Annotated in this window: 26 protein-coding genes; 6 read left to right on the top strand and 20 right to left on the bottom strand. The window is 63.3% G+C overall.

Annotation, left to right across the window (positions count from 1 at the left end):
- Positions 1 to 891 (bottom strand): LysR family transcriptional regulator, encoded by an 891-nt coding sequence (locus tag EP165_RS12195; RefSeq protein ID WP_127522918.1) that lies wholly within the window; start codon positions 889 to 891, stop codon positions 1 to 3.
- A 100-nt stretch (positions 892 to 991) separates the two neighbouring features.
- Between EP165_RS12195 and EP165_RS12190 the strand changes: the two genes are divergently transcribed.
- Both EP165_RS12190 and EP165_RS12185 read left to right on the top strand, forming a co-directional pair.
- Positions 992 to 1,558 (top strand): dihydrofolate reductase family protein, encoded by a 567-nt coding sequence (locus tag EP165_RS12190; RefSeq protein WP_164743024.1) that lies wholly within the window; start codon positions 992 to 994, stop codon positions 1,556 to 1,558.
- Positions 1,559 to 1,671: 113 nt separating this feature from the next.
- A complete protein-coding gene (locus EP165_RS12185; protein WP_127522913.1) occupies positions 1,672 to 2,046 on the top strand; it encodes a hypothetical protein in 375 nt (124 codons plus the stop codon).
- 193 nt (positions 2,047 to 2,239) lie between these two features.
- Here the strand turns inward: EP165_RS12185 and EP165_RS20750 are convergent, their stop codons facing one another.
- The 3 genes from EP165_RS20750 to EP165_RS12175 all read right to left on the bottom strand — a co-directional run bounded on the left by EP165_RS20750 (position 2,240) and on the right by EP165_RS12175 (position 3,613).
- Complete coding sequence (locus EP165_RS20750; RefSeq protein ID WP_281040005.1) at positions 2,240 to 2,374, bottom strand: hypothetical protein; 135 nt, start codon at positions 2,372 to 2,374, stop codon at positions 2,240 to 2,242.
- 82 nt (positions 2,375 to 2,456) lie between these two features.
- Positions 2,457 to 3,083, bottom strand: coding sequence for a DapH/DapD/GlmU-related protein (locus EP165_RS12180; RefSeq protein WP_127522911.1), 627 nt, complete (start codon positions 3,081 to 3,083; stop codon positions 2,457 to 2,459).
- 23 nt (positions 3,084 to 3,106) lie between these two features.
- The gene (locus tag EP165_RS12175; protein WP_164743023.1) at positions 3,107 to 3,613 is read right to left on the bottom strand and encodes a cytochrome b; all 507 of its coding nucleotides are present in this window, start codon (positions 3,611 to 3,613) and stop codon (positions 3,107 to 3,109) included.
- A 58-nt stretch (positions 3,614 to 3,671) separates the two neighbouring features.
- On the opposite strand from EP165_RS12175, the gene EP165_RS12170 reads away from it, so the two are divergent.
- Genes EP165_RS12170 through EP165_RS12160 form a run of 3 tightly spaced genes read left to right on the top strand, consistent with a single transcriptional unit; the run spans position 3,672 to position 5,413 of the window.
- Positions 3,672 to 3,908: a hypothetical protein gene (locus tag EP165_RS12170; protein WP_127522908.1), complete on the top strand. Its 237-nt coding sequence runs from the start codon at positions 3,672 to 3,674 to the stop codon at positions 3,906 to 3,908.
- Between the two features lie 33 nt (positions 3,909 to 3,941).
- A complete protein-coding gene (locus EP165_RS12165) occupies positions 3,942 to 4,520 on the top strand; it encodes an SCO family protein (RefSeq protein ID WP_127522907.1) in 579 nt (192 codons plus the stop codon).
- Positions 4,517 to 5,413 (top strand): 50S ribosomal protein L11 methyltransferase, encoded by an 897-nt coding sequence (locus EP165_RS12160; RefSeq protein WP_127522906.1) that lies wholly within the window; start codon positions 4,517 to 4,519, stop codon positions 5,411 to 5,413. Before EP165_RS12165 ends, EP165_RS12160 begins: the two co-directional genes overlap by 4 nt.
- A gap of 88 nt (positions 5,414 to 5,501) precedes the next feature.
- On the opposite strand, the gene EP165_RS12155 is transcribed toward EP165_RS12160, so the two are convergent.
- Entirely contained in the window at positions 5,502 to 5,687 is a 186-nt protein-coding gene (locus EP165_RS12155) for a hypothetical protein (protein ID WP_127522905.1), read from the bottom strand.
- A 198-nt stretch (positions 5,688 to 5,885) separates the two neighbouring features.
- Here EP165_RS12155 and EP165_RS12150 point away from each other — a divergent pair, with 198 nt between their 5' ends.
- Entirely contained in the window at positions 5,886 to 7,718 is a 1,833-nt protein-coding gene (locus tag EP165_RS12150) for an aminopeptidase P family protein (RefSeq protein WP_127522904.1), read from the top strand.
- A gap of 4 nt (positions 7,719 to 7,722) precedes the next feature.
- On the opposite strand, the gene EP165_RS12145 is transcribed toward EP165_RS12150, so the two are convergent.
- The 15 genes from EP165_RS12145 to murD form a co-directional block, all read right to left on the bottom strand.
- Entirely contained in the window at positions 7,723 to 8,022 is a 300-nt protein-coding gene (locus EP165_RS12145; RefSeq protein WP_127522903.1) for an AzlD family protein, read from the bottom strand.
- Positions 8,019 to 8,753 (bottom strand): AzlC family ABC transporter permease, encoded by a 735-nt coding sequence (locus EP165_RS12140; protein WP_127522901.1) that lies wholly within the window; start codon positions 8,751 to 8,753, stop codon positions 8,019 to 8,021. Before EP165_RS12140 ends, EP165_RS12145 begins: the two co-directional genes overlap by 4 nt.
- A gap of 86 nt (positions 8,754 to 8,839) precedes the next feature.
- Positions 8,840 to 10,954, bottom strand: coding sequence for an NAD-dependent DNA ligase LigA (gene ligA / locus EP165_RS12135; protein ID WP_127522899.1), 2,115 nt, complete (start codon positions 10,952 to 10,954; stop codon positions 8,840 to 8,842).
- Positions 10,955 to 11,045: 91 nt separating this feature from the next.
- Positions 11,046 to 12,722: a DNA repair protein RecN gene (gene recN / locus EP165_RS12130; RefSeq protein WP_127522897.1), complete on the bottom strand. Its 1,677-nt coding sequence runs from the start codon at positions 12,720 to 12,722 to the stop codon at positions 11,046 to 11,048.
- A gap of 16 nt (positions 12,723 to 12,738) precedes the next feature.
- On the bottom strand, positions 12,739 to 13,599 hold the full coding sequence (locus EP165_RS12125; protein WP_127522895.1) for an outer membrane protein assembly factor BamD: 861 nt from the start codon (positions 13,597 to 13,599) through the stop codon (positions 12,739 to 12,741).
- A gap of 174 nt (positions 13,600 to 13,773) precedes the next feature.
- Positions 13,774 to 14,724, bottom strand: coding sequence for a UDP-3-O-acyl-N-acetylglucosamine deacetylase (gene lpxC, locus EP165_RS12120; RefSeq protein ID WP_127522893.1), 951 nt, complete (start codon positions 14,722 to 14,724; stop codon positions 13,774 to 13,776).
- A gap of 240 nt (positions 14,725 to 14,964) precedes the next feature.
- Positions 14,965 to 16,611, bottom strand: a complete 1,647-nt coding sequence (ftsZ, locus tag EP165_RS12115) for a cell division protein FtsZ (RefSeq protein ID WP_127522891.1) — start codon at positions 16,609 to 16,611, stop codon at positions 14,965 to 14,967.
- A gap of 69 nt (positions 16,612 to 16,680) precedes the next feature.
- Positions 16,681 to 17,991 carry a cell division protein FtsA gene (gene ftsA / locus EP165_RS12110; RefSeq protein ID WP_127522889.1) on the bottom strand — a complete coding sequence of 437 codons (1,311 nt, stop codon included), beginning with the start codon at positions 17,989 to 17,991 and terminating at the stop codon, positions 16,681 to 16,683.
- Complete coding sequence (locus tag EP165_RS12105; protein WP_245440121.1) at positions 17,988 to 18,914, bottom strand: cell division protein FtsQ/DivIB; 927 nt, start codon at positions 18,912 to 18,914, stop codon at positions 17,988 to 17,990. The genes ftsA and EP165_RS12105 overlap by 4 nt, the downstream gene beginning before the upstream one ends.
- The gene (locus tag EP165_RS12100; protein ID WP_127522887.1) at positions 18,902 to 19,828 is read right to left on the bottom strand and encodes a D-alanine--D-alanine ligase; all 927 of its coding nucleotides are present in this window, start codon (positions 19,826 to 19,828) and stop codon (positions 18,902 to 18,904) included. Before EP165_RS12100 ends, EP165_RS12105 begins: the two co-directional genes overlap by 13 nt.
- Positions 19,829 to 20,048: 220 nt before the next feature.
- Positions 20,049 to 21,014: a UDP-N-acetylmuramate dehydrogenase gene (gene murB, locus EP165_RS12095; RefSeq protein WP_127522885.1), complete on the bottom strand. Its 966-nt coding sequence runs from the start codon at positions 21,012 to 21,014 to the stop codon at positions 20,049 to 20,051.
- Positions 21,011 to 22,423 carry a UDP-N-acetylmuramate--L-alanine ligase gene (gene murC / locus EP165_RS12090; RefSeq protein WP_127522883.1) on the bottom strand — a complete coding sequence of 471 codons (1,413 nt, stop codon included), beginning with the start codon at positions 22,421 to 22,423 and terminating at the stop codon, positions 21,011 to 21,013. The genes murB and murC overlap by 4 nt, the downstream gene beginning before the upstream one ends.
- The gene (murG, locus tag EP165_RS12085; RefSeq protein ID WP_127522881.1) at positions 22,420 to 23,544 is read right to left on the bottom strand and encodes an undecaprenyldiphospho-muramoylpentapeptide beta-N-acetylglucosaminyltransferase; all 1,125 of its coding nucleotides are present in this window, start codon (positions 23,542 to 23,544) and stop codon (positions 22,420 to 22,422) included. Before murG ends, murC begins: the two co-directional genes overlap by 4 nt.
- Positions 23,545 to 24,699: a putative lipid II flippase FtsW gene (gene ftsW, locus EP165_RS12080; protein ID WP_127522879.1), complete on the bottom strand. Its 1,155-nt coding sequence runs from the start codon at positions 24,697 to 24,699 to the stop codon at positions 23,545 to 23,547.
- Entirely contained in the window at positions 24,699 to 26,099 is a 1,401-nt protein-coding gene (gene murD, locus EP165_RS12075) for a UDP-N-acetylmuramoyl-L-alanine--D-glutamate ligase (RefSeq protein WP_127522877.1), read from the bottom strand. Before murD ends, ftsW begins: the two co-directional genes overlap by 1 nt.
- Position 26,100: the final 1 nt, after the last annotated feature.

Below are 26,100 nucleotides of genomic sequence, written 5' to 3'. Positions count from 1 at the left end.
TCACCCAGCCAAACGCTCGCGCAGCACATTGTAGAGGTGGTCGGCGAGTGCGCGCGTCTTGCCCTGCACATGCCGCCCGCCGGCCATCACGACATGGACCGGGATGCCCTGCGGTTCGTAGCGCTCAAGCACGCGCACCAGCGTGCCAGCCGCCAGATCCGCTGCCGCCTGATAGGATAGCACCCGTGCAATTCCGCGCCCGGCACGCGCTGCGTCGAGCTGAATATCGATATCGTTGGCGATAAGCCGCGGTTCGAGCCGCACAGGCTGCTCCCTGCCCTCGATCGGAAACCGCCAGTTCGGCGGGCCGCTCGCCCAGGATTCTACAATGGTCGGCAGGCTGGAGAGCTCAGCAGGGTGGCGTGGTTCGCCCTGGCGCACCAGATAGTCGGGGCTGGCGACGGTCAGCCATTGCACGGTTCCCGCACGCCGTGCTCGCAGGCCCGAATCCGGCAGAGATCCGATACGCACCGCCACGTCGAGCTGGTGTTCGATGAAATCCAGATACCGGTCGTTGAGCAGGATTTCCGCCGAAACCTCGGGCCATTTCTCGAGGAAGGTGCGGATCGCGGGCGCTATATGCAGCCGGCCGAACACCGGCGGCGCCGTCACCCGCACAAGGCCGCGCACGGTACGCGCATCCGCATCGCGCGACAAAAGACGGTAGCGCTCCAGAATGTCGCTGGCCTCTTCCGCCAGTTGCAGGCCGGCCTCGGTTGGCGCGATGCGCCGCGTCGTCCGGTCGACCAGCGTCACGCCCAGCCGTGCCTCGAGATCGGCAAGCGCACGCGTCACAGATGCCGGCGATTTGCGCAGCCGGGCAGCGGCCTGCCGCAGGCTCCCCGCATTGACCACAGCAACCAGATTTTCGAGTTCGCCCAACCGATCCATTGTTTCAGCTTATGCAATTATAACTTGCCATGAAAGAAGCTATGACATTCGAAATGAAACAATAATGTCCCGGCAGACATTCAACAGAAGGAGAACTCAGATGTCGGGAAAAATCATAGCAACGCAGTACATGTCCCTCGATGGCGTGATCGAGGATCCGGTCGGAATGGAAAACACCGGCCTCGGCGACTGGACGGGACCTTTTTCGCGCGGACCGGAAGGCGACAAGTTCAAGGAAGACGAACTTCTCGACGCCGGCGCCATGATCTTCGGCCGCCGCACCTATGACGGTTTCGCCGCCGTCTGGCCGCTGGTCGACACGCCTTATGCGGAGCGCATGAACGCACTGCCGAAATTTCTCGCCTCCAGCACGATTTCGGCGCCGGAATGGAACAACACCACCCTGCTTGGCAAAGACCTGCCGGCTTCGGTCCGCAAGGTCAAAGCGTCGGTCGACGGCAACATTCTGATCTTCGGCAGCGCCTCGGTCTGCCATACGCTGCTGGCCGCCGGCCTGATCGACGAATTGTCGCTGATGGTCTACCCGACCATCCTTGGCAAAGGCATACGCCTGTTTCCGGACGGCGTGCAGACCCGCCTGGAGCAGATCGAGAATGTCCGGCTCAATGACGGCATCGCCCTTCTGCGCTACCGGACCGTAGCCTGACGAAGCAACCGAAGCCGGCGCTGCGCCAGTCGCGCGCCGGTCCTTCCCCGGTTCATCGGGCGAACCGATTGACCTTTCACACACTTCAACCGACAGTGTATCGAGAGGCGAACATGGGCAAATACAGCTACCGCGCCGGAGCGGTTTTCTACGTTCTCTGGGGCTTGCTCCATATTTACGCAGCGTGGCTTGGCTTCGAACTCGCCGCCGGCGAGGGAACCGGCATGGCGCAGGGAAAGCTCTATCAGAATGCCTGGAATCTTGGCTACATCGCGCTCTTTTCGATAGTTGTCGGCGCAGCCTTCAACTGGCGCAACAGCACCCTCGGCTACTGGCTGAACATCATCACCGTGTCGGTTACCGACATTGGCTTCGTGATTTTCATTCTTTTGCCCGGGTACAGCAGCGATCTGCTGGGGCCGATCCTGTGGCTGATTGCGGCAGTGCTGACCACAGTCGGCTATTTCACGCAGCCGCGCACACCTTGATGCTGCAACTACGTCGAAATGCAACTTATGCGTGAATCCCTACGCTAGTATTTGTTCGCACCTGCCATCCATTATCGAAGCCGGAGCAGGCGACAACCTCACTCCGGCTCCGCACTGCAAACACCCCTTCCGGCGCGCCCCCAGCTAACCCGGAAGGGGTAAATGCAGCCCTCCCGCTACTAACCCGCGCCGACTAGGAGTTGGCTTTCCGTTTCATTTCGCGGTCCTGCAGCGAAATCCACCACAGAACGCCGATCCCAGCGAAGAACACGCCGAGACCGCCGAAAAATCCGGCGAAGAAAATCCCGATTGGAATGAGACCGTTCATGACACGTCTCCTTTCGCCATCAAGGTAGCGCAGCCGCGTCAGACAGGATTGATCGGCATCAATCCTCACGGGGATTGTCGTATCAGCCCTCCCAGCGGTCGAGAAACGCCTCAATGGAAAGCGTCTGCATGTCGGGAATTGCCTCGTGTAGGCGTTCCCGCGGCCAATCCCACCAGGCAAGCGCTTCGATCCGGGCTGCTATCTCCGACGGAAAGCGCGGCTTCAGGCTGCGGGCCGGCGCGCCGGCAACGATCCGATAGGCGGGAACATCGGCGCTGACGACAGCATTCGCCCCGACCACGGCACCATTGCCAACCGTGACACCGGGCAGGATCACCGCGCCATGGCCGATCCATACATCATGTCCGATGGTGACGTGCTTGCCGCGCCGCCGCTCCAGAAATTCGCTGTCGACACCGAGATAGCGAAAATACTCGTTCGGCCGGTAGCTGATCTTGTGTTGCGTGACCCGCTCGATCGGGTGTTCCAGCGCGTTGATGCGGGTATTGGCCGCTATGGAGCAGAACTTGCCGATTGTCGCGTAGATGGCCTCCGCATGACGTTCGAAATAGGAATAGTCGCCAACGTCGACCTCGCGCAACACCACACGCTCGCCAACCGCAACATGACGTCCGAGCCGGCATGATTTGAGCTGCGCCGTCGAATGAATGCGCGGCTGCGGGTCGGTGAACCGCAGATCCTCCGTCACCGTCGGCACTCCGCGGCCATGGCTCACCCCGCTCGTTCGGGCCGTACCATGCGCCGGACGACGTCGCTCTTCAGCACGAAATGCTGGAACAGCGCACCCGCGATGTGGATCGCGACAAGCAACATGAGAACGTTGAAGAGCGTTTCATGCACCTCGCCCGCCGCCGCGATGCCGAACTGCCACGCGGCCGCCCCCGAAAGCGGGATCAGAATGATCAGGGCATAGATCAGGAAATGTGTCGCGTGGGCGGCAAGTTTGAGCAGCGGCCCTTCCGCCTCCGGCAGCGCGGGAACGCCGCGTGTGAACCTCAGCCAGAGCCGCACCAGCGCGCAGGCCAGAACCAGCAAACCGGCAGCGACATGGAGATAGGCCCCATAGAGCGCCGCGGACTCTGGAGACTGCCCGCGCTCGAAGGCATCGACGCTCCGCTCCATGCCCTCATGCGCAAGGAACTGAAATACGATCAGCAGAACCACGATCCAGTGCAATGCGATCTGGAGTTTCGAATATCCGGCAACCTTGTTCGCCACTGCGCCACTCCCCGTTATGAGACCCCGCTGCAACGGCTATAGATCAGCGGGAGGAAGGATGGCAACGCAGCTCGGCAAGGCCGCGTCACCTGGACACCTTTCTGGCGAAAGCCGGCGGCGCTATATAGACATCATGAAGACACCGACAGGCCGATCCCTCCAGCCGGCGGCAATCATTGCCCTGTCCGCGCTCGTGCTCGCGGCGGCGACAGGCGTTGCGTTCTCTGCCTGGATGGAAAAAGGCGCGGCGATCTTCATGACATATGCGCAAGCCGGGCTTGCCTGGTGTTTCTGACTGCTTTCAGATTCTTTTCCGGACCCAACACAAATGATGCGTTTCATACTGGTCGGCATTCTGGTGATCATGGCCGCCGCTGTCGGGCTGATGACTTTTCAGTGGTATCAGCGTGTATATGCCGGCGGCCCGTTCGGTGAACCCTTTACGCTCGTCGATCATAGCGGCGAAGAAATCACCCAGGCTGCGTTTCGCGGCCAGCCGACGGCACTGTTCTTCGGCTTCACGCACTGTCCGGAGGTTTGTCCGACAACGCTGTTCGAGCTCGATGGCTGGCTGAAGCAGCTTGGCGACGAGGGTGCGGATATCGATGCCTACTTCGTCTCCGTGGATCCCGAACGCGACACCCCCGAAATCCTCGGCGACTACGTTTCCAACGTCTCGGACCGCATTGTCGGCATCACCGGCGAGCCGGAGAAGGTGTTCGCGATGGCCAAGTCGTTTGGCATCTACTTCAAGAAGGTGGAGCTGGAGGGCGGCGGCTACACGATGGACCACACAGCGTCGGTTCTGCTGCTAGACAGTTCCGGCGACTTCGCGGGCACGATCGCCTATGGCGAAAACCCGGAAAACGCTGTCGCCAAACTGAAGCGTCTGGCGGCCAAATCGTGAGCACCGATGGCGCTGGCGCGCATCGCCAGGTTCGCTATTTCGCATCGGGACCGCGGAATGAGGCAGAGGCGCTATACACCCGCCTCGACGCCGCGTTCGAGGATGATGGTTTGCCCCTGTCGATTTTCGAGGTGGACGAGGCGAAGGCCATCCACGAAATATCGCTCTATGCGCCGGCGGACGACACGAGCATAGAGCGGCGCTTTCGAGACATACTCCGGGACCTTGGGCAGGCGCTTCAGGTCGGCTCCGAAGTTCTGCCGGAAATCGACTGGGTCGCGCACACGCTGGCCGGGTTGAAACCGGTCGCCGCCGGTCCCTTTCTTGTTCATGGCGCACATGATCGCGTCAAACGCAGGCCCGGCCTGATCCCGATCGAGATCGAGGCCGGGCTCGCGTTCGGAACCGGCCACCACGGCACCACCGCAGGCTGCCTTGAGATGATCGCGCGTCTCGCGCGGCAGCGGTGTCCACGGCACATTCTCGATCTGGGTACCGGCAGCGGTGTTCTGGCCATCGGCACCGCCAAGCTTCTGCGAAAGCCTGTACTGGCCACGGACATCGATCCGGTTGCAACGCGTGTTGCGGCGGCCAATGCGCGGCTGAACGGCGTTGCCGCCCTTGTGCGCACGGTCACCGCGCCGGGAATGAGCTCCGCCGTGATCCGCAATTCTGCGCCATTCGATCTGGTGGTCGCCAACATTCTTGCCCGGCCGCTGATTGGCCTTGCACCGGCCATTGCGCGTGCCGTTGCTCCTGGCGGATCTCTGGTACTTTCCGGCATTCTTGCCGAACAGCGCCGGGCCGTCTTAGCCGCCTATGCAGGGCAGCGTTTCGCCCATGTAGCCACTATCTGGCGCGAAGGGTGGGTGACGATACAGTTCAGGCGCTGACGCGCGCCGGAAATCGTAGTTTGGCCCGCCTGGCACAAGAAGAAGAGGCGGCCGAAGCCGCCCCGTCAATCCGATCTGACTGGAGTGATCAGATAATGCTGGTAAATCTGCCGCGGGCGGCAACCTGGTCGCGCGAGATGCCGTTGGCACGCAGAGTTTCATCGTCGAGCAGCATGAGCGTGCTGTTGACATAACGCTGTGCCTGACGCTCCTGCGCGGCAATCATCGCGTTGAACGCACTGCGGAAAAATCCGGGATTTCCCTTGCTGGCCATGGCAGTTCTCCTGAAGAAGAATAATCCTCCACTGCGCGCAAGATAGGCACTGCCGGCAGGCTGAACCACTCCCAATAACGCATGGCACCCATTCGATATTGCAGTGCGTCATTGACCAGACCAGCCGCTGCCCGATTGCACCGGCCCTGCTCAGCCGGTACCGTCCACGCTATCTCAAACGTTGAATGTCGCTCTCCCATGTTTCAGGAATTTGATTCGGTCGCCAACCCGGCCCAGGGGCCAGCACGCGTGACGCTGCTGCGCGAAAAGCTCGCGGAGCTGGACCTCGATGGGTTTCTGATACCGCGCGCCGACGAACATCAGGGCGAATACGTCGCGCCGCGGTCGGAACGCCTGCAGTGGATGACCGGCTTTACCGGTTCGGCCGGCGCCGCGCTCATACTTCGTAGCTCGGCGCATCTGTTCGTCGACGGGCGCTACACCCTGCAGGCAAGACAGCAGAGCGACCCTGCAACGTTCACTGTCGAGGATTTGGTGGCCGCACCGCCGTCGAAATGGCTGGCCGAAAATACCGCGAAAGGGTGGAAGATCGGGATCGACCCCTGGCTGCACACGATCTCCGAGACCAGGGCGCTGCGCCAGGCACTCGAAGGCAAAGGCGGATCCCTTGCCGTCCTCGATGCGAATCCGGTCGATTTGATCTGGGAAGACCAGCCGCAGCCGCCGCTCGGTGCCGTAACCGTGCATCCGCTCGCTTTCAGCGGAGAAGAGGCGGCCGCCAAGCTTGCCCGCATCAACGCAGCAGTGTCCGATGCCGGCGCACGATATGTGGTGTTGACCGACCCGGCTTCGCTTGCCTGGGCGTTCAACATTCGCGGCTCCGATATTGCCCACACGCCCGTTCCTCTCGGTTTTGCGATCCTGGACACAAACGGCCGGGCCTCCGTCTATGCCGACGCGCGCAAGTTCGACGGCGAAAGCCGCGCGCATCTTGAGCCGCTGGCTGACCTGCGCCCGCCGAACGCATTGGAGGACGACCTCCGCAGGCTCTCGGCTTCCGGGACCATGGTCGCACTCGACCCCGCACTTGCGGCGGAGAAGCTGCGCATCGTGGTGGAACAGGCGGGTGGCCGCGTGGTTCCGATGCCGGATCCCGCACGCCTGCCCCGCGCCACCAAGAACAGCGCCGAGCTGGACGGTGCGCGCGCCGCCCATCGCCGCGATGGCGCCGCGGTGGCAAGGTTTCTGTGCTGGCTGGATGCCCAACAGGCCGGAACCGTCGACGAGATCGGCGCTGCCACGCAGCTTGAGGCGGCGCGGCGAAGGCTCGGCGATGAAACGCAGATGCCGCTGCGCGACATTTCGTTCGACACCATTTCAGGCGCCGGGCCGAATGGCGCCGTCATCCACTACCGGGTGACACGCCGGACGAACCGGACGCTCGGCACCGGCGAGCTTTATCTGGTCGATTCCGGCGGCCAGTTTCAGGACGGCACCACCGACATCACGCGCACGGTGGCAATCGGCGCGCCCTCTGCCGAGATGCGCCGGCATTATACCCTTGTCCTTAAGGGACTGATCGGGCTCTCGCTGCTGCGATACCCGGCTGGCACGCGCGGCGCGGACATTGATGCCATTGCCCGCGCGGCATTGTGGAAGGCCGGCCTCGACTATGCCCATGGCACAGGCCACGGCGTCGGTTCGTTTCTGTCGGTTCACGAAGGCCCGCAGCGCATCGCCAAGACCGGAACCGAGAAGCTGCTGCCGGGCATGATCCTCTCCAACGAACCGGGTTTCTACAAGGAGGGCGCCTATGGGATCCGACTTGAAAACCTGATCGTGGTCACGCCCGCGCAGGAAATTGCCGGTGGCGAAACGCCGATGCACGGCTTCGAGACCCTGACCCTCGCGCCATTCGACCGGAGGCTGATCGACACGAGTGTGCTGTCGGAGGAAGAGTGCGACTGGCTGGACGCTTATCACAGCCGTGTGCTGGCCGAGATCGGTCCGATGGTTGATGGCCAGACGCTCCGCTGGCTCGAGAATGCAACCGCAGAGCTTGCGCGCTGATACTCTAGCCCACGAGGTTTCGCAGCGCGACGAGCACAACGGCGCCGGCAACAAAGCCCGTCATCAGGCCGCCGCCGCGCAGATACATAACGCCTGCAACCACAAGAGACGCCGCCTCGGCGACACCGCCGGTCGTTGCCACCGGCGCCACAAGCGTGGTCAGAACAGCCGCCGGAACAGCGTTGAGCGCAGCCTCGACACGCGGATGTATCCGCTCGAACCGCGACAGCACTAGGTCGCCGCCGATACGCGTCAGATAGGTGACCAGGGCGCCAGCCAGGATAATCCAGACGGTCGTGCTCATGCCTGCCGCTCCTCGAGCTCCCGCGCAGCACCCTGCGAGGGCCAGAACGCCGCGAGCGCGATGCCGGCAACCGCGCCGATGGAGACATGCCAGGGCGAACCGACCGTGTAATAGGCTGCGATCGACACGGTCGCGCTCACGGCGACAACGGGCAGCCACAGCGGCCTGTCGCGAAACTCCATCACCAGCCCCAGAAAATAGATCGGCAGGAGGAAGTCGAAACCGAGTGCCTCGGGGTTCGGTATCAGCTGGCCGAAAAGCGCGCCAACCAAAGCTTCGGCGACCCAGAACAGGTAGATCGGCAGGGCAAGCCCCATATACCAGGCCAGGGTGACCGGCCGGCCTTCGGCAACGCGGCGCTCGGCCTCGGCAAACTGGGGGTCTACAAGAAAGAAGAAGGCAAGATAGCGTTTCAACCTCGACCAGTGGCGGGTCGCCCGGCCCGAAACCGCCGAATAGAGCACATGGCGGAAATTGACCGCAAAGATCGACATCACCAGCATCCACGGCGCGATATTCTGGCCGAACAGCTCGATGCCGACCATCTGGCTTGCGCCGGCATAGATGGTGGCGCTCATCAGCACCGTTTCGCCAACAGTGAGCCCGTTGCCCACCGCCAGCGTTCCGTAAAGCAGCCCGAAGGGCGCCGCCGCTATCACAACCGGGATAGACCGGCGCATGCCGCGCCGGAATTCTGCACCTGTATCGTTGAAGTCAATTTTTTCCGACATGGTCGATTCAATAGGGCAGCATGGCTGCCATGTCATACGAATTCCGTTGAGGCATCGATTGGTTTGATTGATGCGGCCCTGCGATGTTAGCCGGCACCGATCAATTCGAACCACCCGTTCTCGTCGATGACCTCGATCCCGAGCTCTGCGGCTTTCTTGAGCTTGGAGCCCGCACCCGGACCGGCGACAACCAGATCTGTCTTGCTGGACACCGAACCGGACACCTTTACCCCGAACCGTTCAGCCATCGCTTTCGCTTCATCGCGTGACATGCGCTCCAGCCCGCCGGTGAAGACAACCGTCTTGCCGGCAACCGGAGAATCCGATTGTGGCATCTCCGCATCGACCACATTGACCTGCGCGGCCAGCTTCTCGACCAGGTCGCGGTTGTGATCCTCGCCAAAATAGCGGGCGACCGCGTCAATTACCGCATCGCCGATGTCGTCGAGCGCATCCATGTCTTCGCGCGCTTGTGTGTCGCCGCGCGCCACGGCAAGTGCGGCATCGTGCACCGCCTGCCAGCTGCCATAGGCCCGCGCCAGCGTGCGCGCGGTCGTCTCGCCGACATGACGTATTCCCAGGCCGTAGATCATGCGGTCCAGCTCGATCGTCCGCCGGGTCTCGATTGCCGCGAAGAGATTGGACGCCGACAGCGAGCCCCAGCCTTCCTTGTCCTTGAGCTTTTTCAGACTGGCGGCATCGCGTTCGGCCAACGTGAAGATGTCGGCAGGGCTTTTGACCGGCAAATCCTCATCGTTGAAAAAGAACTCAATCTGCTTCTCGCCGAGCCCCTCGATGTCGAAGGCGCGGCGCGAAACGAAATGGCGCAGATGTTCGATACGCTGATAGGGGCAGGCAAACTCGCCGCTACAGCGCCGCACCACGCCCTCAACGCCGCCCGCCGTCGTGTCGCGCGCGACAGGGGTTTTCAGATGGCACGGACAGACCTCGGGAAAGGTAAAGTTACGGGCATCCGCAGGGCGCTTTTCCTCAACGAATCCCAGTATCTGCGGGATGACATCGCCGGCGCGCTGGACGATCACCGTGTCGCCGATCTTGATGCCGAGCCGCCCGATCTCCTCGGCATTGTGCAGCGTGGCGTTGGTGACCACCACGCCGCCCACCGTCACCGGCTCCAGCCGCGCGACCGGCGTCAGCGCGCCCGTGCGCCCCACCTGGATGTCGATTCCATTGAGCACAGTCGCGGCCTTCTCGGCCGGAAACTTGTGCGCGATCGCCCAGCGCGGAGAACGCGAAACGAAGCCCAGCCGCTCCTGCAAAGCAATGTCGTCCACCTTGTAGACAACACCGTCGATGTCGTAGGGCAGCGTGCCCCGCTCCACCTCGATCTTACCGTAATGCTCAAGCAGCTCGTCGACATCGTCGAAGCGCTTCATCAGGTCGTTGACGCGAAATCCATAATCCGCCAGTGCCGCGACCATGCCCATCTGGGTGTCGGCGGGCATGGTGCTCACCTCGCCCCACGCATAGGCGAAAAACTTGAGCGGCCGCGATGCCGTGATCGACGGGTCGAGCTGCCGCAATGAACCCGCAGCCGTATTGCGCGGATTGACGTAAAGCGGTTTGCCCTCGGCCTCCTGCTTGCGGTTGAGCTCGAGAAAATCCGCGTGGCTTAGATAGACCTCGCCACGCACCTCGAGCACCGCCGGCGGATTGCCGGACAGTATCTCGGGTATATCGGTAATGGTCCGCGCATTGGCCGTGACGTTTTCGCCAACCTGCCCGTCGCCCCGCGTGGCGGCAACTGCGAGCCGCCCGCCTTCATAACGCAGCGAGAGCGACAGACCGTCGATCTTGGGTTCGGCGGTGATAGGCAACACCGCGTCGGCGGGAAGCCGGAGGTAGCGCCGCACGCGTTCGGCGAAGTCGCGAACGTCGTCGTCGGAAAACGCATTGTCGAGCGAAAGCATGGGCACCGCGTGCCGCACCTTCTCGAATTTCTCCGATACAGCCCCTCCGACCCGCCTTGATGGCGAATCCGCGCGCACCAGGGCCGGAAACGCCTGCTCGATCGCGAGGTTGCGCCGCCGCAGCGCATCGTATTCGGCGTCGGTAACCGTCGGAGCATCGTCGCTATGGTAGCGCCGGTCATGCTCGGCAATCTCGGCGGCCAGCCGCTCGAGTTCCGTCGCGGCCTGTTCGGCACTCAGTTTTTCGACATCGATTTCAGGGGCAGTCATGTAGAGAATCCGCAAGGTGCACTTGCCAAGACCTTAGCCCGGCGGGGCCCGGATTTGGATAGGCAAGCCGCATTATTGGATCACTCTGCTGTCAGCTCGCGACGGAGGTGTTTTCCTTCAGCAGCCGGCCTGCGGCAGCTCGCGCTTCTTCGGTGATCGTCGCGCCGGCAAGCATGCGCGCCAGCTCTTCCTGCCTGCCCGCCTCGTCGATTGCGTGAACGCCCGTCGCCACGCGGTCTTCGCCCCCGCTTTTTGAAATCAGGAAATGCGAGCGCGCCCGCGCTGCCACCTGTGGCGCATGCGTGACGGTGAGCACCTGTATCTTGTCGGAAAGCCGCGCCAGCCGCTGTCCGATCGCGTCGGCAACGGCGCCGCCAACGCCCGTGTCGATTTCGTCGAAGACAAGCGTCGGCGCCGAGCCGCGGTCGGCAAGCGCCACCTTGAGCGCCAGAAGGAAGCGCGAAAGTTCGCCGCCCGAAGCCACCTTCATCATCGGCCCTGCCCGCGTTCCGGGGTTGGTGCGCACCCAGAATTCTATCGAATCGATGCCGGTTTCGGAACGGTCGTCCGCTTCGCTCGTCATCTCGACGATGAACTCCGCCCGTTCAAGCTTCAGAGCCGGCAGTTCGGCAGCGACCGCCTTGACCAGATTGCCGCCGGTGGCGCGGCGCAGTTCCGATAACCTTGCCGCCGCATCGTCATAGCGTCCGACGGCTTCACGGGCGTTCTTTTCCAGTTCCGCAAGCCGGCCCTCGCCGGCATCGAGGTCCGCCAGCTTGGCTGCCATCTCATCGCGCAATGCCGCCAGGTCATCGACCTGAACGTTGTGCTTGCGGGCCAGCGCACGCAGCGCAAAAAGCCGCTCCTCGGCGCGTTCCAGCGCGCCGGGGTCGAACTCCGCCGCGCGCATGGCCTCGTCCGCGGCGGCCTGTGCGCCGTCGAGCGCGATCAATGCCTCGTCCAGCGCCTTCACGATCGGGTCGAGCAACGCGGGCGCGTCGGCGGCCTTTCGCTGCAGCCGGCGCAGCAGGCCCGAAAGAACCGGCAATGGCGACCCGGAACCTGACAGCGTTTCCTGCGCCTCGGCGATATCGGAGGCCGACTTCTCGGCCCGCATCATGTCGGCGCGCCTGTCCGCCAGTTCCGTTTCTTCGCCCGGCTGCGGGTCGGCTTCGACGAGTTCGGCCACCGAGGCGCGCAAAAAGTCGGCCTCGCGCCCCGCGGCGTCCACCATCGCGCGATGCCGCGCAAGCGTACGCTCCGCTTCCCGCAATGCGCGCCACAGCTCCGCGACATGCGCCACCTCGCCAAGGTGCCCGCCAAACGCGTCGAGCAGATCGCGGTGCATTGCTGTATCGACCAGCGCCCGTTCGTCGTGCTGTCCGTGGATCTCGACGAGCGCCCGGCCCGTCTCCCGCATCAGGCCGACGCTGGATGCCTGATCGTTGATGAAAACGCGGGTTCTGCCGTCCACGCTCTGAACCCGGCGCAGGATCACATCGCCTTCGTCATCGATGGCATTGTCACGCAGCAGCACACGCACTGGGTGGTTTGCCGGAACGTCGAATACAGCGGTTACCTGGCCTTGTGTCGCGCCGTTGCGCACAAGTGCGGTATCGCCGCGCGCACCCAGCGCCAGGGAGAGAGCATCGAGCAGTATCGACTTGCCGGCGCCGGTTTCGCCGGTCAGCACTGAAAGGCCCGAATCGAAATCGATATCCAATCTTTCGATCAGGACGATGTCGCGGATCGACAGATGCGCCAGCATGAGTGCCGTGTGTCGCCTAGGTGCTGCTGCCGAAGACGTTCAGGCGCGACAACCACGAACCGCTGTTTTCCCGTGGTTCAAGCCCGCCCGACTGCAACAGCGTGTAGGAATCCTTGTACCAGTCGCTTTCCGGGTAGTTGTGTCCCAGAACCGCGGCGGCGGTCTGCGCTTCCGACGCTAGGCCCATCGCATAATATGCTTCGACAAGCCGCGCCAGCGCTTCCTCCACATGACGCGTATTCGCATAGTTTTCGACCACGATGCGGAAGCGCTTGATGGAGGAGATGTATTCACGCCGTTCGAGATAATAACGGCCGACCTGCATTTCCTTGCCGGCCAGCTGGTCGCGCGCGAAACGAATCTTCGTCTGCGCATCCTCGATATATTCCGATTCGGGCCAGCGCTCGACGAGCTCCTGCATTGCCTCGATCGTCTTTTGCGATTCCGTCTGATCCTGCGTCACGTCGCGAATCTGGCGGAAATAGCTGAGCCCGACGAGATACTGCGCGTAGGCAGCGTCCGGTGTCGACGGGTAGAGCTGGACGTAGCGCCGGCCGCTGTTGATGGCTTCGGCGTATTCGCCCTGGCGATAGTTGGTGAATGTCGCCATTACCATCGATTTGCGGGCATATTCCGAATAGGGATGCTGGCGGTCGACGGCGGCGAACTTCTTCGAAGCCTCGGAGACCTTGCCTTCATTCAGATTGGCAAGCGCCTGATTATAAAGCACGTCCGCCGGATCGACGTTTTCGACATAGGTCGAGAGATCGATATCCTTTTCGCCACAGGCGGCAAGGCCGAGGGGCGCAATCACCACCAGCAACGCGCCGAACCTCACCCGCCAGGTCGCGCTATTCGCCTGTTTCAAGCTTGGCATCGTCAAAAGCGCCCTCCGGTGGCGTCGAACCCCGCAAATTCCGCGCGAGGAAAAGCGTCATAAACCACAAAAGCCCCATCCTGAGCAACGCATGGTCTCTCAATGGCGCATTTTTGTGGCACGGCTGTTTCACCGCGCAAGTTCATTCTGTCGTTATGGTGAAACCGGCGCGGTTCAGATTGCCCAGGGTGCGTAGACCGGCGTGCTGACCTGCACCATCTCGGCGGAACGGCCGCGCTCTCGGCTCACCGTTTCCACGATCTCGAACGCGCTCGAATCGGAGAGCAGCTGCTTCAGTGCGGCGGCATTGAGCTTATGCCCGCCGCGATAGGACCGGAACATGCCGATGAACCGGGCGCCGGCCAGCGCCAGGTCGCCCATGGCATCCAGCGTCTTGTGGCGCACGAACTCGTCTTCGTAGAGCAGCCCCTCGACATTGATGACCTTGTGGTCTTCGCCGATCACCACCGAGTTTTCGAGCGACGATCCGAGCGCATAGCCTGCCGCCCACAAACGCTCGACGTCTTTCAGGAAACCGAAGGTGCGCGCGCGGCTGATGTCGCGGCGGAAAACCTTCGCATCGATGTCGCTTTTGAAAGACTGGCGTCCGATCGCCGGGCTTTCGAAATCGATCTCGATCTCGAACCGCGTACCGTCATAGGGGCGAAACTCCGCCCAGGATGCGCCGTTTTCTATCCGCACGGGTTTGCGGACGCGAATGTAGCGCCGGCGTACCGCTTGCGTCTCGATGCCTGCCTGGTCGAACGCGTCGACAAACATGGCCGCGCTGCCGTCGAGAATCGGCATCTCGGTACCGTCGATCTCGACATGTACATTGTCGATGCCGAGCGCAAAAAGCGCTGCCATCAGATGCTCGACCGTGCCGACATGAAATCCGCGCGGGTCGCCCAGCAATGTGCAGAGGTCGGTACCGGAGATGGCACCTGCGCTGGCACGGATCTCGGGGTCGTCGGCGCCGTCGGAGGGGCCGTGGAAAACAATGCCCGTATCCGGGTCGGCCGGGCTGAACTGAACGGAAACAGGCTTTCCGTTATGGACACCGACGCCGGAAACCGAAATCGACGACTTCAGTGTCGTTTGACAATCAAACAATTCATTCCCCATAGGCCCGTCCCGATTACGACTGCCGCCTTGTACACCACAGCTCAGGCCGTAGAGCGCGAAGCCCAACCCCTCGATGCTTCGCAATTTGTCGCCGCAAAGATAATTGGGAGCAAACAGCGAACCAAATCACGGATTCTTACCCAATGTTACTATTGCCGCGATTTTGTAAGCCGACTTCCCGCACGAACGGCAAAACGGGCGCTTTCGCGCCCGTTTTGGTACTCAAATGTTGGAAACCGGTTAATTCGCCTGGCGCCGCAAAAAGGCGGGGATTTCGAGCTGGTCGTCATCCTGGGCTACCCGCGTCTGCGCGACTGCCCGGCCCTGATCGTCAAGCTGGCCGCGGCGCGGAGCATAGAGGTCCGGGTCGTGCCCATGCTGGCGGCGCGTGTCCTGCACCGGCTGGCGCAGGCGCGGTTCGCGCGGCTGCGCCGGCGTCAGGCGCGGCTCGTCATCGCGGCGCGAAAGGCCGGTCGCAAGGCGCTTCAGCAGGCCGACCGGGCCCCGTGCATCATGGTCCGCATCGTGGTCCGAAGCCTCGATCTCGGCCCGCACCACTGCCGGGAAATCCTCGACGCGCGGCATGCGAGGCGCTTCCTGGAGATGCTGCTGCGGCTGGACGGGAGCTGCCGGCTGTATCGCTGCGGGAGGTGCCTGGAACAGCTTGGAGGCCGGTTTGAACGCTGCATCGGCGTCTTTTGCCTTGGCCTCGACCGGGCTTTCCGCTGCGCGAATCGCCTCTGCAACGGGATCGGCCGATTGTTCGCCGGCAGTCTGCTGCACGACAGTTGCCTCGGCAGGCTGCGCCGGTTTCGCCGGCTGCAGCTGCGGCGCGGGAGCCGGCCGCACTTCCTGCTTGATGGGCTGGGCGGGCTTCGGCGACGGACGGTGGATCGTGGCCGGAGCACCGACCTCGCCGGCAGCCTTGTCGATGCCTGTCGCAACCACCGAAACGCGGATGATGCCTTCGAGTTCCTCGTCGAAAGTGGCACCCAGGATGATGTTGGCATCCTGATCGACTTCCTCGCGGATGCGGGTTGCCGCCTCGTCGACCTCAAAGAGCGTCATGTCGCGGCCGCCGGTAATCGAGATCAGCAGGCCCCTGGCGCCCTTCATCGAGGTTTCGTCGAGCAGCGGATTGGCGATGGCTGCCTCGGCAGCGGCCATTGCGCGGCCTTCGCCGGAGGATTCGCCGGTTCCCATCATGGCCTTGCCCATCTCGCGCATCACCGAACGAACGTCGGCGAAGTCGAGGTTGATCAGGCCTTCCTTGACCATCAGGTCGGTGATGCAGGCAACGCCCGAATAGAGCACCTGGTCGGCCATCGCGAAAGCGTCGGCGAAGGTGGTCTTGTCATTGGCGATCCGGAACAGGTTCTGGTTCGGAATGACGATCAGCGTATCGACGCATTTCTGCAGGTCTTCGATGCCCTGATCCGCGGTCGACATGCGCCGCTGGCCTTCGAAGTGGAACGGTTTGGTGACAACACCGACCGTGAGAATGCCTTTTTCGCGCGCTGCGCGGGCAACAACAGGGGCAGCGCCAGTGCCGGTGCCGCCACCCATGCCTGCGGTGACAAAGCACATATGCGTCGCCGACAGATGATCGACGATCTCGTCGATGCACTCCTCGGCGGCTGCGCGCCCGACTTCGGGCTGCGACCCGGCACCAAGGCCTTCCGTCACATGCGCGCCGAGCTGGATCAGCCGGTCCGCCTTCGACATGGTCAACGCCTGCGCGTCGGTGTTTGCGACCACGAAATCAACGCCCTTGAGGCCCGCCGAAATCATGTTGTTGACCGCGTTGCCGCCGCCGCCGCCAACGCCAAAGACGGTGATGCGCGGCTTCAGCTCGGTAATGTCCGGCTTCTGCAGATTGATAGTCATGTCCTCGTCCTTTCCGCCTTTCGTGCCGCAACGCCGCAGCGGCTTGCTGGTTCGGGAAACCCGTTAAAACTAGAAACTGTCTCTGAGCCATTGGCCCATGCGCTGGAACCGTCCCCCGGTTCCGGTTGCCTGTGTCGGCGCAAAACGGCCGCGCCGCGCGCCCTCGAATCCCGCTGCCTGCGGGTAGATCATCAAACCCACGACCGACGCGAATGCCGGTCCCTTGGCTGCCTCTGGCAGCCCCGATACGCCAAGCGGACGGCCAATGCGCACATTGCGCCCAAGAACCCGCCGCGCCGTCTCCGGCAATCCCGCAAGCTGGCTTGCGCCACCCGTCAGCACCACGCGCTTGCCGATCGTGCCGGCCAGCCCGGACTGGTTGATGCGGTCGCGCACCAGTTCGAATGTTTCCTCGACCCGCGCCCGGATGATCCGGTTCATGGCCGCGCGCGGTATCTGCATCTGCTGGTCCATTTCGTCGCCGGCAAGCGGCTGAATGGTGATCATGTCGCGCTCGTCACCGCCCTCCGGCAGCGCCGAACCGTGCATGACCTTGAGCCGCTCGGCATATTCGGTGCGGGTCGAAAGTCCGCGCGCCAGATCGCCGGTCACATGGTTGCCGCCGATCGGCAGCGATCCGGCGTGCATGAACTTGCCGCCGGAGAAGATCGAGATCGAGGTCGAGCCGCCTCCAAGGTCGATGCAGGCCGCGCCCATGTCGGCTTCGTCCTCTACCAGTGCCGCAAGCCCGCTCGCATAAGGCGTTGCAACCATGTGCTCGACCGACAGATGCGCCCTGTTCACACACAGTTCGAGATTGCGGATCGGAGCCGCATCGGCGGTCAGAACATGCATGTCGACACCGAGCGTCTCGCCGATCATGCCGCGCGGATCGCGTATGCCGCGTTCACCGTCGAGCGAGAAGCCGACCGGCAGCGAATGCAGCACCTGCCGCTCGGCCTGAAGCGCCTGGCGTGAGCCAGCGGCAAGCACCTGGGCGATATCGGACTTGTCGGCTTCCTGGCCGCGCAGCCTGATCGTGGCGGACATCGGCTCGGAGCGCATGCGTCCGGCCGTGACGCTGACCAGCAGCGATTCCACCGTCAGCCCGGCCATGCGTTCAGCGGCATCCACCGCAAGCCGCACGGCGTGCTCGGCGAGATCGAGATCGACAATCACCCCCGATTTCACGCCACGCGATTTCTGGTGACCGATGCCGATGACCTGTATCTGGTGCGTCCGCCCCGGCAGAAGCCGGCTGTCCTGGCATGGCTGCAGCCGCGCGATCACGCAGCAGATCTTGCTCGATCCGATATCCAGCGCGGTGACGATGCCCGACCGGCGCCCTGTTGTTTCCTTACGTCCGCCGAGCCAGCTCATGTACGCCGCCCCGGGTTCTTGGGCATGCCAAGCCGTTCGCGGGTGGAGGCGCGCAGCACTGAGGCTTCGTCGTCGCGTAGCTTGACGACAATGCGATCGGCCAGCCGCATGTCGACGGCGGTCATGCCGCGCGACAGAAACGCCAGCTCGCGGTCGAGTGCGGCGATTTCGGCCAGCGCCTGCTCGGTGCCGCGCTCTGGCAGCTTCACCGTCACGCCATTGTCCAGCCTGATATCCCATCTGCGTTTGGCGACCAGAATATAGGCGCTCACCCGCGCCGACAGCGTCGGGAACTTCGCAACCGTGCCGACAAACTCGGCCGCCCGCTCAGGCGCGCCTGAGCCGATGACCAGCGGCAGGCTTGCATTGCGGCGGTTGCGGAAAGGCGCAATCACGCGCCCGTCGGCCTGCACCACCGAAAGCGCCTCGCCATGCTGCCAGACTGCAAAAGGCTCGCGTTCGGTAATGTTGATGTCGAGCGCCGAGGGGTAGACCTTGCGCACCCGCGCGCTTTCGATCCATGGCAGCATTTCGATGTCGCCGCGCACCTTGTCCACGTCGAGGCCCATCAGCGACGTGAAGCCGGAAAGATCGAGCTGGCCCAGCACGTCGATTTCCGACGTTTCGTGATTGCCCGAAACGCGAATGTCGGACAGCGCGAAACCCGTGCGCGCGGTAACCGTGGAAAGCACCGTCGAGGTGTGCCCGCCGAGCGCCATTCCGTACAGCGCTGTGGCGGCGAAAAATCCTGCAAGAAGCGCGGCGCCGGCGAACCGCGGCGGCTCGTAGTCACCAGCCGTCAGCCGCGCCAGTGCACGCGCAGGACGCCGCAGATAGCGCGGAAAAACAACACCGGTACGCAGCGCGCCGGTGCCGCCGCCATTGCGACTCCCTACAACCGGCACTGCCTTCAACGCGAACACGAGGCGTCCTCCACCATCCAGCGCAACAGCTCACCGAAGGAACGCCCCGAATGAAGCGCAAGCTCGGGTACGAGCGATGTCGGCGTCATGCCCGGCTGGGTGTTGACTTCCAGCCAGACGAGCTCGCCCCCCGCGGAGGCGGTCTCGTCAAAACGGAAGTCAGACCGGGAAATCCCGCGGCAGCCGATTACGTCATGAGCCTTGACCGACAGTGTCTCTATTTTTTGGTAAATATTCGGTGAAAGTTTTGCCGGGCATTCGTGTTTTGAGCCCCCTTCAACGTACTTTGCATCGTAATCGTAGAAGCTGTGTCCAACCGGCACGATTTCGGTCACGCCAAGCGATTCACCGGCCATCACCGCACAGGTCAGCTCGCGCCCCGGTATGAACCTCTCAACCATGACGATGTCGCCGTAGCGCCACTCCGCCGAGCCGATCATCTGCGGCGGATGGGGCTGCTTCGCATCGACGATCACGACACCGAAACTCGAGCCCTCGCGCACAGGCTTCACCACATAGGGCGGCTCCATCGGATGCTCGGACCCGATGTCGTGGCGGTTCATGACGAGCGCGGAGGCAACGGGAATGCCGGCGGCGGCTGCGATGACCTTGGCGCGCTCCTTGTCCATGGCAAGCGCCGAGGCAAGCACGCCCGAATGCGTATATGGGATCTGCAGATATTCCAGAATGCCCTGTATGGTACCGTCTTCGCCGAACGGCCCATGCAGCGCGTTGAATGCGACATCGGGGTTGAGCCGCTTCAGCACCTCGGCGACGTCGCGGCCGACATCCACGCGGGTGACCCGGTAGCCTTCGGCCTCCAGGGCATCGGCACAGGCGTTGCCCGAAGACAGGCTGACCGGGCGTTCGGAAGAAAACCCGCCGTAAAGCATCGCCACGTGCTTGATCGTCATGCCCCGGTCTACCCCTCTGCTCGGTCGCACCATGGGCGTCACTGAATCGGATTCCGAGTCCCCTCCGAGTCACGCCTGTGCCCGAAGGTTGACGCGTTACGCGCTCAAAAACCGACTCAAATCAGGAAACGCCGCTGACCCAAAGAATCAGAGAGTTGATTCTGTGGCAAGTGCTTGTTGCGCAAAGCTTGGATTTCGATGGCCGGGCACGAGCGTCGAGCTAAAGCAGCAGCCCTTGAAACTCGTCGATCTCGTGCCCCGGTCGGAAATTGCCGACGCGCTTGATTTCCCACTCCAGCTTGGTGCCGGAATGCTCAAGAACACGCGCGCGCACCGTCTCGCCGAGATATTCCAGGTCGTAGCCGGTCGCCGCGCCGGTGTTGATGAGGAAGTTGCAGTGCATCGGCGAAACCTGCGCCCCGCCGATGTGGAGCCCGCGGCAGCCGGCAGCGTCGATCAGCTTCCAGGCCGAGCCATCCGGCGGGTTCTTGAAAGTCGAGCCGCCGGTTTTCTCGCGGATCGGCTGCACGGTTTCACGGTGGTTCTGAACCGCGTCCATCGCCGCCTTGATGTCCGCCTGATCGGCCTTGGCGCCCTCGTAGACGGCGGCCGTGAAGATCAGCTCCTTCGGCGCCGAGGAATGGCGGTAGGCATAACCCATCTCGTCGCGTGAAAGCACATGCCGCTCGCCCTTGCGGTCGATGGCGTGAACTTCGACGATATGGTCCCTCGTTTCCACGCCGTTCGCGCCGGCATTCATGCGGATCGCGCCGCCGATCGCTCCGGGAATGCCGTGATAGAAGTGCAGCCCGCCGACCCCTGCTTCCAGCGCAGCCGCCGCGAGGCGCTTGTCGGGCACCGCAGCCCCCGCCTTGAGGCGCGTATCGGAAACCTGCTCGACTTCGCCGAAACCTTTGGCCGAAAGCCGCACGACGAACCCCGGAATGCCGCCGTCGCGCACCAGAAGGTTGGAGCCGATACCGACTGCCATCACCGGCACGCCCGCTGGAACGGCTTTCAGGAAGTCCGCGAGGTCGTCTGCATCGGCCGGCTGAAACAACACCTCTGCCGGACCGCCGGCGCGAAACCAGGTTATCTTGTCCATGCCGGCATCGGGCGTCATCCGCCCGCGGATCGCCGCGAGCGGCCCGGCCAGCCGTTCAAGAAGCGCTTTGCCGTCGGTCATGCAGCTTGCTCGGATGCCGCGAGTTCGCCGGGCAGTGCATTGGCCCATTGGGTGATGTTGCCCGCGCCCAGATAGATCACGAAATCGCCCGGCTTGGCATTGGCGCGCACAAACGGCGCCACTGCCTCCGGCCCTTCGATATGGCGGGCATCGCGATGGCCGCCGGTGCGGATGCGTGTCACCAGCGCCTCCGATGTAACACCTTCGATCGGGTTTTCGCCAGCCGTGTAGACCGGCGCCACCATGATCGTGTCTGCATCGTTGAAGCAGGAGGAAAAATCGTCGAACAGGTCGCGCAGGCGCGTGAAGCGGTGCGGTTGCGCAATCGCGATGACCCGGCCCGAGCAGGATTCGCGCGCTGCCCTCAGCACGGCCTTGATCTCCACCGGATGGTGGCCGTAATCGTCGAATATCTTAACGCCGTTCCACTCGCCGGTCAGCGTGAAGCGCCGCTTGACGCCGCCGAAGCCGGAAAGCCCCTGGGCGATCTTGTCCTCGGAAATGCCGAGCTCATGTGCAACCGCAACTGCCGCCGTGGCGTTGGCGATGTTGTGCCGTCCAGGCATTGGCAGTTTGAGATTTTGCATGGTCGACGTCTCACCCGTCTTGCGGTCGCGGATCGTGACGTCGAACTGCGATGCGCCATCGGCCATGCTGATATTGGAGTAACGCACGTCGGCCTGCGGGTTTTCGCCGTAAGTGACGACACGCCGGTCCTCGATGCGCGAGACCAGCGCCTGCACCTCGGGGTGATCGATGCACATCACGCCAAAACCGTAGAATGGCACGTTCTCGACGAATTGCGCGAAAGCGCGGCGCACTTCCTCGAACGTCCCGTAGTGGTCGAGATGTTCGGGATCGATATTGGTGACGACGGCTATTTCGGCCGGCAGCTTCAGGAAGGTGCCGTCGCTCTCGTCCGCCTCGACCACCATCCAGTCGCCCTCGCCCATGCGCGCATTGGTGCCATAGGCGTTGATGATGCCGCCATTGATGACGGTCGGGTCGAGCCCGCCGGCTTCGAGAAGTGTGCCCACCATCGAGGTCGTCGTGGTCTTGCCATGCGTTCCGCCGATGGCGACCGCCTGCCCGAAACGCATAAGCTCGGCCAGCATCTCGGCGCGCCGAACAACCGGCAAAAGGCGCTCGCGCGCCGCGACGAGCTCGGGATTGTCCTTGCGGATCGCAGTGGAAACCACCAACACCTCGGCACCGCCGAGATTTTCCGCCTTGTGGCCGACATGGCAGGTAATGCCCTTGTCGCGCAGGCGCTGCACATTCGCATTCTCCGACTGGTCGGAGCCCTGCACTGTGTAACCCAGATTGTGCAGCACCTCAGCGATGCCGCTCATGCCGATGCCGCCGATGCCGACAAAATGCACGACGCCGATGGTCTCAGGCATTTTCATTCCGGATGTTCCTTCTTCAACGCCGCCACTGACTTGCCGTCCGCAATAGCTTCTACCATATCGGCGAGCAACCGCGTGGCTTGCGGCTTTCCGGCGTTGCGCGCTGCCATGGCGCGCCGGTCGAGCTCTTTCGGATCGTTCATCGCGGTGCCGACAAGATCGGCGAGCCGCTGCGGCTCAAGTGTGTCCTGAGCATGCAGTTCGGCGCCGCCGGATGCCGCGAGTGCCGCCGCGTTTGCCGCCTGATCGTGGTCGAGCGCGTAGGGGTATGGCACCAGGATCGCGGGGCGCCCGATCACGGCAACCTCGGAAACGGTGGAGGCGCCGGACCGGGAAATAACCAGATGCGCTGCCGCCATACGTTCGGCCATGTCGGTGAAGAATGGGGCGACTTCGGCAGCCAGGCCGAGCTTGGCGTAGGCACTTCGTGCCGCCGCCTCGTCTTCCGGCCGCGCCTGCTGGGTGACACGAAGCCGCTTGCGCTGGCTTTCCGGCAGCAGTTCAAGCGCCTCGGGAAGCGCCTGCGAAAAGAACTGTGCGCCCTGGCTGCCTCCGAACACGAGCAGATTGAAGGGCTTTCCTTTTGCAGGCGCCTTGAACGGCACCTCGCGCGCCGCCATCACTGCCGGCCGCACCGGATTTCCGGTCTCCACGATCTTGGAGGCGTGAGCGCCCTCGGCCTTCAGGAAACCGCCGGCTATGGCCGTCACACGGGCCGCGAGCGCACGGTTGGCGCGACCCATGACGGCGTTCTGCTCGTGAAGCATTGTCGGTACGCCGCGCCGTGTTGCTGCATAGACCGGCGGCAATGTCGGGTAGCCGCCGAAGCCGACCATCGCCTTTGGTCTCGCCGTCTCGATCAGCTTGGATGCCTGGCGCACGCCCCTCCAGATCGCCCAGCCGGCGCGCATCAGAGCGACGGGGTTTCGCGCCCCGATCGTTGCCGACGACACGATGTGGGTTTCGGTGGCCGGAAACGTCCCAGCATAACGTTCGGCGCGGTGGTCTGTGACCAGATCGACGCGCCAGCCGCGCCGCTGCAGCTCATGCGCCAGCGCTTCGGCTGGAAACAGATGACCGCCGGTGCCGCCGGCAGCCAGGAAGATCGTTCCTTTGTCCATCTAATGCGACACGGCCGCGCTTTGCCAACTGCGTGTCACGCTGTGCTGCATGCGCTTTTCTGGATGCCTGCGGGTCAGCGCCAGCACCATGCCGGTCGAAATCGCCATGGCCAGAAGCGACGAGCCGCCCGACGAAATGAAGGGCAGTGTCATGCCTTTTGCCGGCAGCAGCTGCACATTGACGCCCATATTGATGATCGACTGAAAACCGAACACGGTCACAAGTCCGGCGATGGCGTAGCGCGGAAAATCGTCCGCCTCCCGCGCGGCAATGACGAGGCCGCGAATGACCACGAACGCGAACAGCGCGGCTATCGCAATACAAAGCAGCAGGCCGAATTCTTCAGCAGCCACCGCGAAGATGAAATCGGTGTGGCTGTCCGGCAGGATGCGTTTGACCGAACCCTCGCCCGGCCCCTGACCGAACCAGCCGCCGCGCATCATCGCCTCACGCCCGACATCGACCTGAAATGTGTCGCCCTCGCCGGTAACGAACCGGTCGATGCGCTCGGCCACATGCGGAAACGCTCCATAGGCCAGAACCAGCCCGCCCATGGCCACCGCGCCCAGGAGAACGATCCATATCCATGAAAGACCGGCCATGAAGAACATGACGCCCCAGGTGGCCAGAACCAGCAGTGACTGTCCCAGGTCCGGCTGCGACACGAGCAGCGCCAACACCAGACCGAGCAGGATCATCGCAAACAGATTGCCGGGCACTTCGGGATGTTTGCCGTTTTCGGCGAACAGCCACGCACAGATGATGACAAAGGCCGGTTTGAGATATTCCGACGGCTGCACCGACACGCCGGCAATGTAGATCCAGCGCCGCGAGCCCTTGACCTCTATGCCGAGATAGAGCGCGGCCAGCATCAGCACCAGCGAGCCGACAAGCATCAGCAGCGCAAGCCGCCTGATGTTGCGTTTGTTGAGGAATGACACACCGATCATCACCGCCAGTGCCGGCAGCATGAAGAAGAGCTGCTTCGAGACGAAATGATAGGGGTCGAGCCCCAGCCGCTCGGCCACGGGCGGGCTGGCGGAAAACGACAGGACAATGCCCAGCACCATCAGCGCCACGAACGCCGCCAGCAGCCAGCGGTCGACTGTCCACCACCAGTTCGCAACCGGTCCGCGGTCCACACGGCTTACCATCAGGCACTCCCTCCGATCGGTTCAACGCCTTGCAGCGCCAGCACGGCGGTGCGGAAGGCATCGCCGCGCACTTCAAAATTCCTGAACTGGTCGAAACTCGCACAGGCCGGCGAAAGCAGAACAACGCTTTCGGCGCTTTCGTCATGTGACGAATCAGCTGCTGCATGATGTACCGCAGCATTTAACGTTCCGGAAATCTCGAATTCGACGGCATCGCCCAGCGTGGCGGCAAAGGCCGGCGCGGCCTCGCCGATCAGATAGGCCCGCGCAATCCTGCCGAACAAAGGCCGCAGGGCCTCGATGCCGCCTTCCTTGGGCAGTCCACCGGCTATCCAGTAGACGCGTTCGAAGCTCGACAGCGCGGGCGCTGCGGCGTCGGAATTGGTCGCCTTGGAATCGTTGACGAAAAGCACCTTGCCCCGCCGCGCAACAGGCTCCATGCGATGCGCAAGCCCCGGGAAGCTGGCGAGCCCGGCCCGGATTTCCTCCGGTTCCAGTCCGACGGCGAGACAGGCCGCAACCGCGCCGAGCGCATTCTGCGCATTGTGCTCGCCGCGCAGCGTGGCGATGCCCGCCAGCGAGGCTATGTGTTCACGCCGGCCATCCGTTGCGCGATAAACTTCGCTGCCTTCCGCGAACAACCCTTCCTCGAGCGGCATGTGTTTGGAAATCCGGACGACCGTCCTTCCTGCTTGCGACAGGCGGTCGGCTATCGCTGCCGAATATTTGTCGTCCACGCCGATCACCGCGGTTCCGGCTTTGTCGACCAACTGCGCCTTAACATCGGCGTAGTGGTCCATACTGCCGTGTCGGTCGAGATGGTCGGGCGACAGATTGAGCAGCAGGCCAACGCTTGCGTCCAGCGACGGTGCCAGGTCGATCTGGTAGGAAGAGCATTCGACCACATAAAAACGCTCGGCCAGCGGCGGTTCGAGCGTCATCACCGCGCGGCCGATATTGCCGCCCATCTGGCAGTCCCGCCCGCTCGCGGAGATGATGTGGGAGACAAGCGCCGTCGTCGTCGATTTGCCGTTTGTGCCGGTTATAGCGATCAACGGCGCTTCGGGCGCCATTGCGCGCCGCTCGCGTGCGAACAGCTCGATGTCGCCGATGATTTCCACGCCGGCCGCATGTGCCAGCTCAACGGTCCAGTGCGGCTTCGGATGGGTCAGAGGTACGCCCGGTGCAAGCACCAGCGCCGCAAACTCCGTCCATGAGGCAGCACGCAGGTCGCAGGTCGCGATGCCGTCGGCTTGCGCCTTCGCGACACTTTCGGGGTTGTCGTCCCAGGCAAGCACGGAGGCGCCGCCGGCAACGAGCGCACGCGCCGTAGCCAGACCCGAACCGCCGAGCCCGAAAAGGGCAACCTTCCTGCCAGCGAAGCTGCGCGCCGGGATCAAA

This window comes from Mesorhizobium sp. Z1-4 (assembly GCF_004000235.1).
Taxonomy (GTDB): Bacteria; Pseudomonadota; Alphaproteobacteria; order Rhizobiales; family Rhizobiaceae; genus RCIO01.
This window is presented reverse-complemented; position numbering and strand designations above follow the sequence as displayed.

What these genes read in the sequence shown, in the direction of transcription:
- EP165_RS12195 (WP_127522918.1), bottom strand. Translation starts at nt 891, where the DNA reads ATGGATCGGTTGGGCGAACTCGAAAATCTGGTTGCTGTGGTCAATGCG.
- EP165_RS12190 (WP_164743024.1), top strand. Translation starts at nt 992, where the DNA reads ATGTCGGGAAAAATCATAGCAACGCAGTACATGTCCCTCGATGGCGTG.
- EP165_RS12185 (WP_127522913.1), top strand. Translation starts at nt 1,672, where the DNA reads ATGGGCAAATACAGCTACCGCGCCGGAGCGGTTTTCTACGTTCTCTGG.
- EP165_RS20750 (WP_281040005.1), bottom strand. Translation starts at nt 2,374, where the DNA reads ATGAACGGTCTCATTCCAATCGGGATTTTCTTCGCCGGATTTTTCGGC.
- EP165_RS12170 (WP_127522908.1), top strand. Translation starts at nt 3,672, where the DNA reads ATGGCAACGCAGCTCGGCAAGGCCGCGTCACCTGGACACCTTTCTGGC.
- EP165_RS12165 (WP_127522907.1), top strand. Translation starts at nt 3,942, where the DNA reads ATGATGCGTTTCATACTGGTCGGCATTCTGGTGATCATGGCCGCCGCT.
- EP165_RS12155 (WP_127522905.1), bottom strand. Translation starts at nt 5,687, where the DNA reads ATGGCCAGCAAGGGAAATCCCGGATTTTTCCGCAGTGCGTTCAACGCG.
- EP165_RS12150 (WP_127522904.1), top strand. Translation starts at nt 5,886, where the DNA reads ATGTTTCAGGAATTTGATTCGGTCGCCAACCCGGCCCAGGGGCCAGCA.
- EP165_RS12145 (WP_127522903.1), bottom strand. Translation starts at nt 8,022, where the DNA reads ATGAGCACGACCGTCTGGATTATCCTGGCTGGCGCCCTGGTCACCTAT.
- EP165_RS12140 (WP_127522901.1), bottom strand. Translation starts at nt 8,753, where the DNA reads ATGTCGGAAAAAATTGACTTCAACGATACAGGTGCAGAATTCCGGCGC.
- ligA (WP_127522899.1), bottom strand. Translation starts at nt 10,954, where the DNA reads ATGACTGCCCCTGAAATCGATGTCGAAAAACTGAGTGCCGAACAGGCC.
- recN (WP_127522897.1), bottom strand. Translation starts at nt 12,722, where the DNA reads ATGCTGGCGCATCTGTCGATCCGCGACATCGTCCTGATCGAAAGATTG.
- EP165_RS12125 (WP_127522895.1), bottom strand. Translation starts at nt 13,599, where the DNA reads ATGCCAAGCTTGAAACAGGCGAATAGCGCGACCTGGCGGGTGAGGTTC.
- lpxC (WP_127522893.1), bottom strand. Translation starts at nt 14,724, where the DNA reads ATGGGGAATGAATTGTTTGATTGTCAAACGACACTGAAGTCGTCGATT.
- ftsZ (WP_127522891.1), bottom strand. Translation starts at nt 16,611, where the DNA reads ATGACTATCAATCTGCAGAAGCCGGACATTACCGAGCTGAAGCCGCGC.
- ftsA (WP_127522889.1), bottom strand. Translation starts at nt 17,991, where the DNA reads ATGAGCTGGCTCGGCGGACGTAAGGAAACAACAGGGCGCCGGTCGGGC.
- EP165_RS12100 (WP_127522887.1), bottom strand. Translation starts at nt 19,828, where the DNA reads ATGACGATCAAGCACGTGGCGATGCTTTACGGCGGGTTTTCTTCCGAA.
- murB (WP_127522885.1), bottom strand. Translation starts at nt 21,014, where the DNA reads ATGACCGACGGCAAAGCGCTTCTTGAACGGCTGGCCGGGCCGCTCGCG.
- murC (WP_127522883.1), bottom strand. Translation starts at nt 22,423, where the DNA reads ATGAAAATGCCTGAGACCATCGGCGTCGTGCATTTTGTCGGCATCGGC.
- murG (WP_127522881.1), bottom strand. Translation starts at nt 23,544, where the DNA reads ATGGACAAAGGAACGATCTTCCTGGCTGCCGGCGGCACCGGCGGTCAT.
- ftsW (WP_127522879.1), bottom strand. Translation starts at nt 24,699, where the DNA reads ATGGTAAGCCGTGTGGACCGCGGACCGGTTGCGAACTGGTGGTGGACA.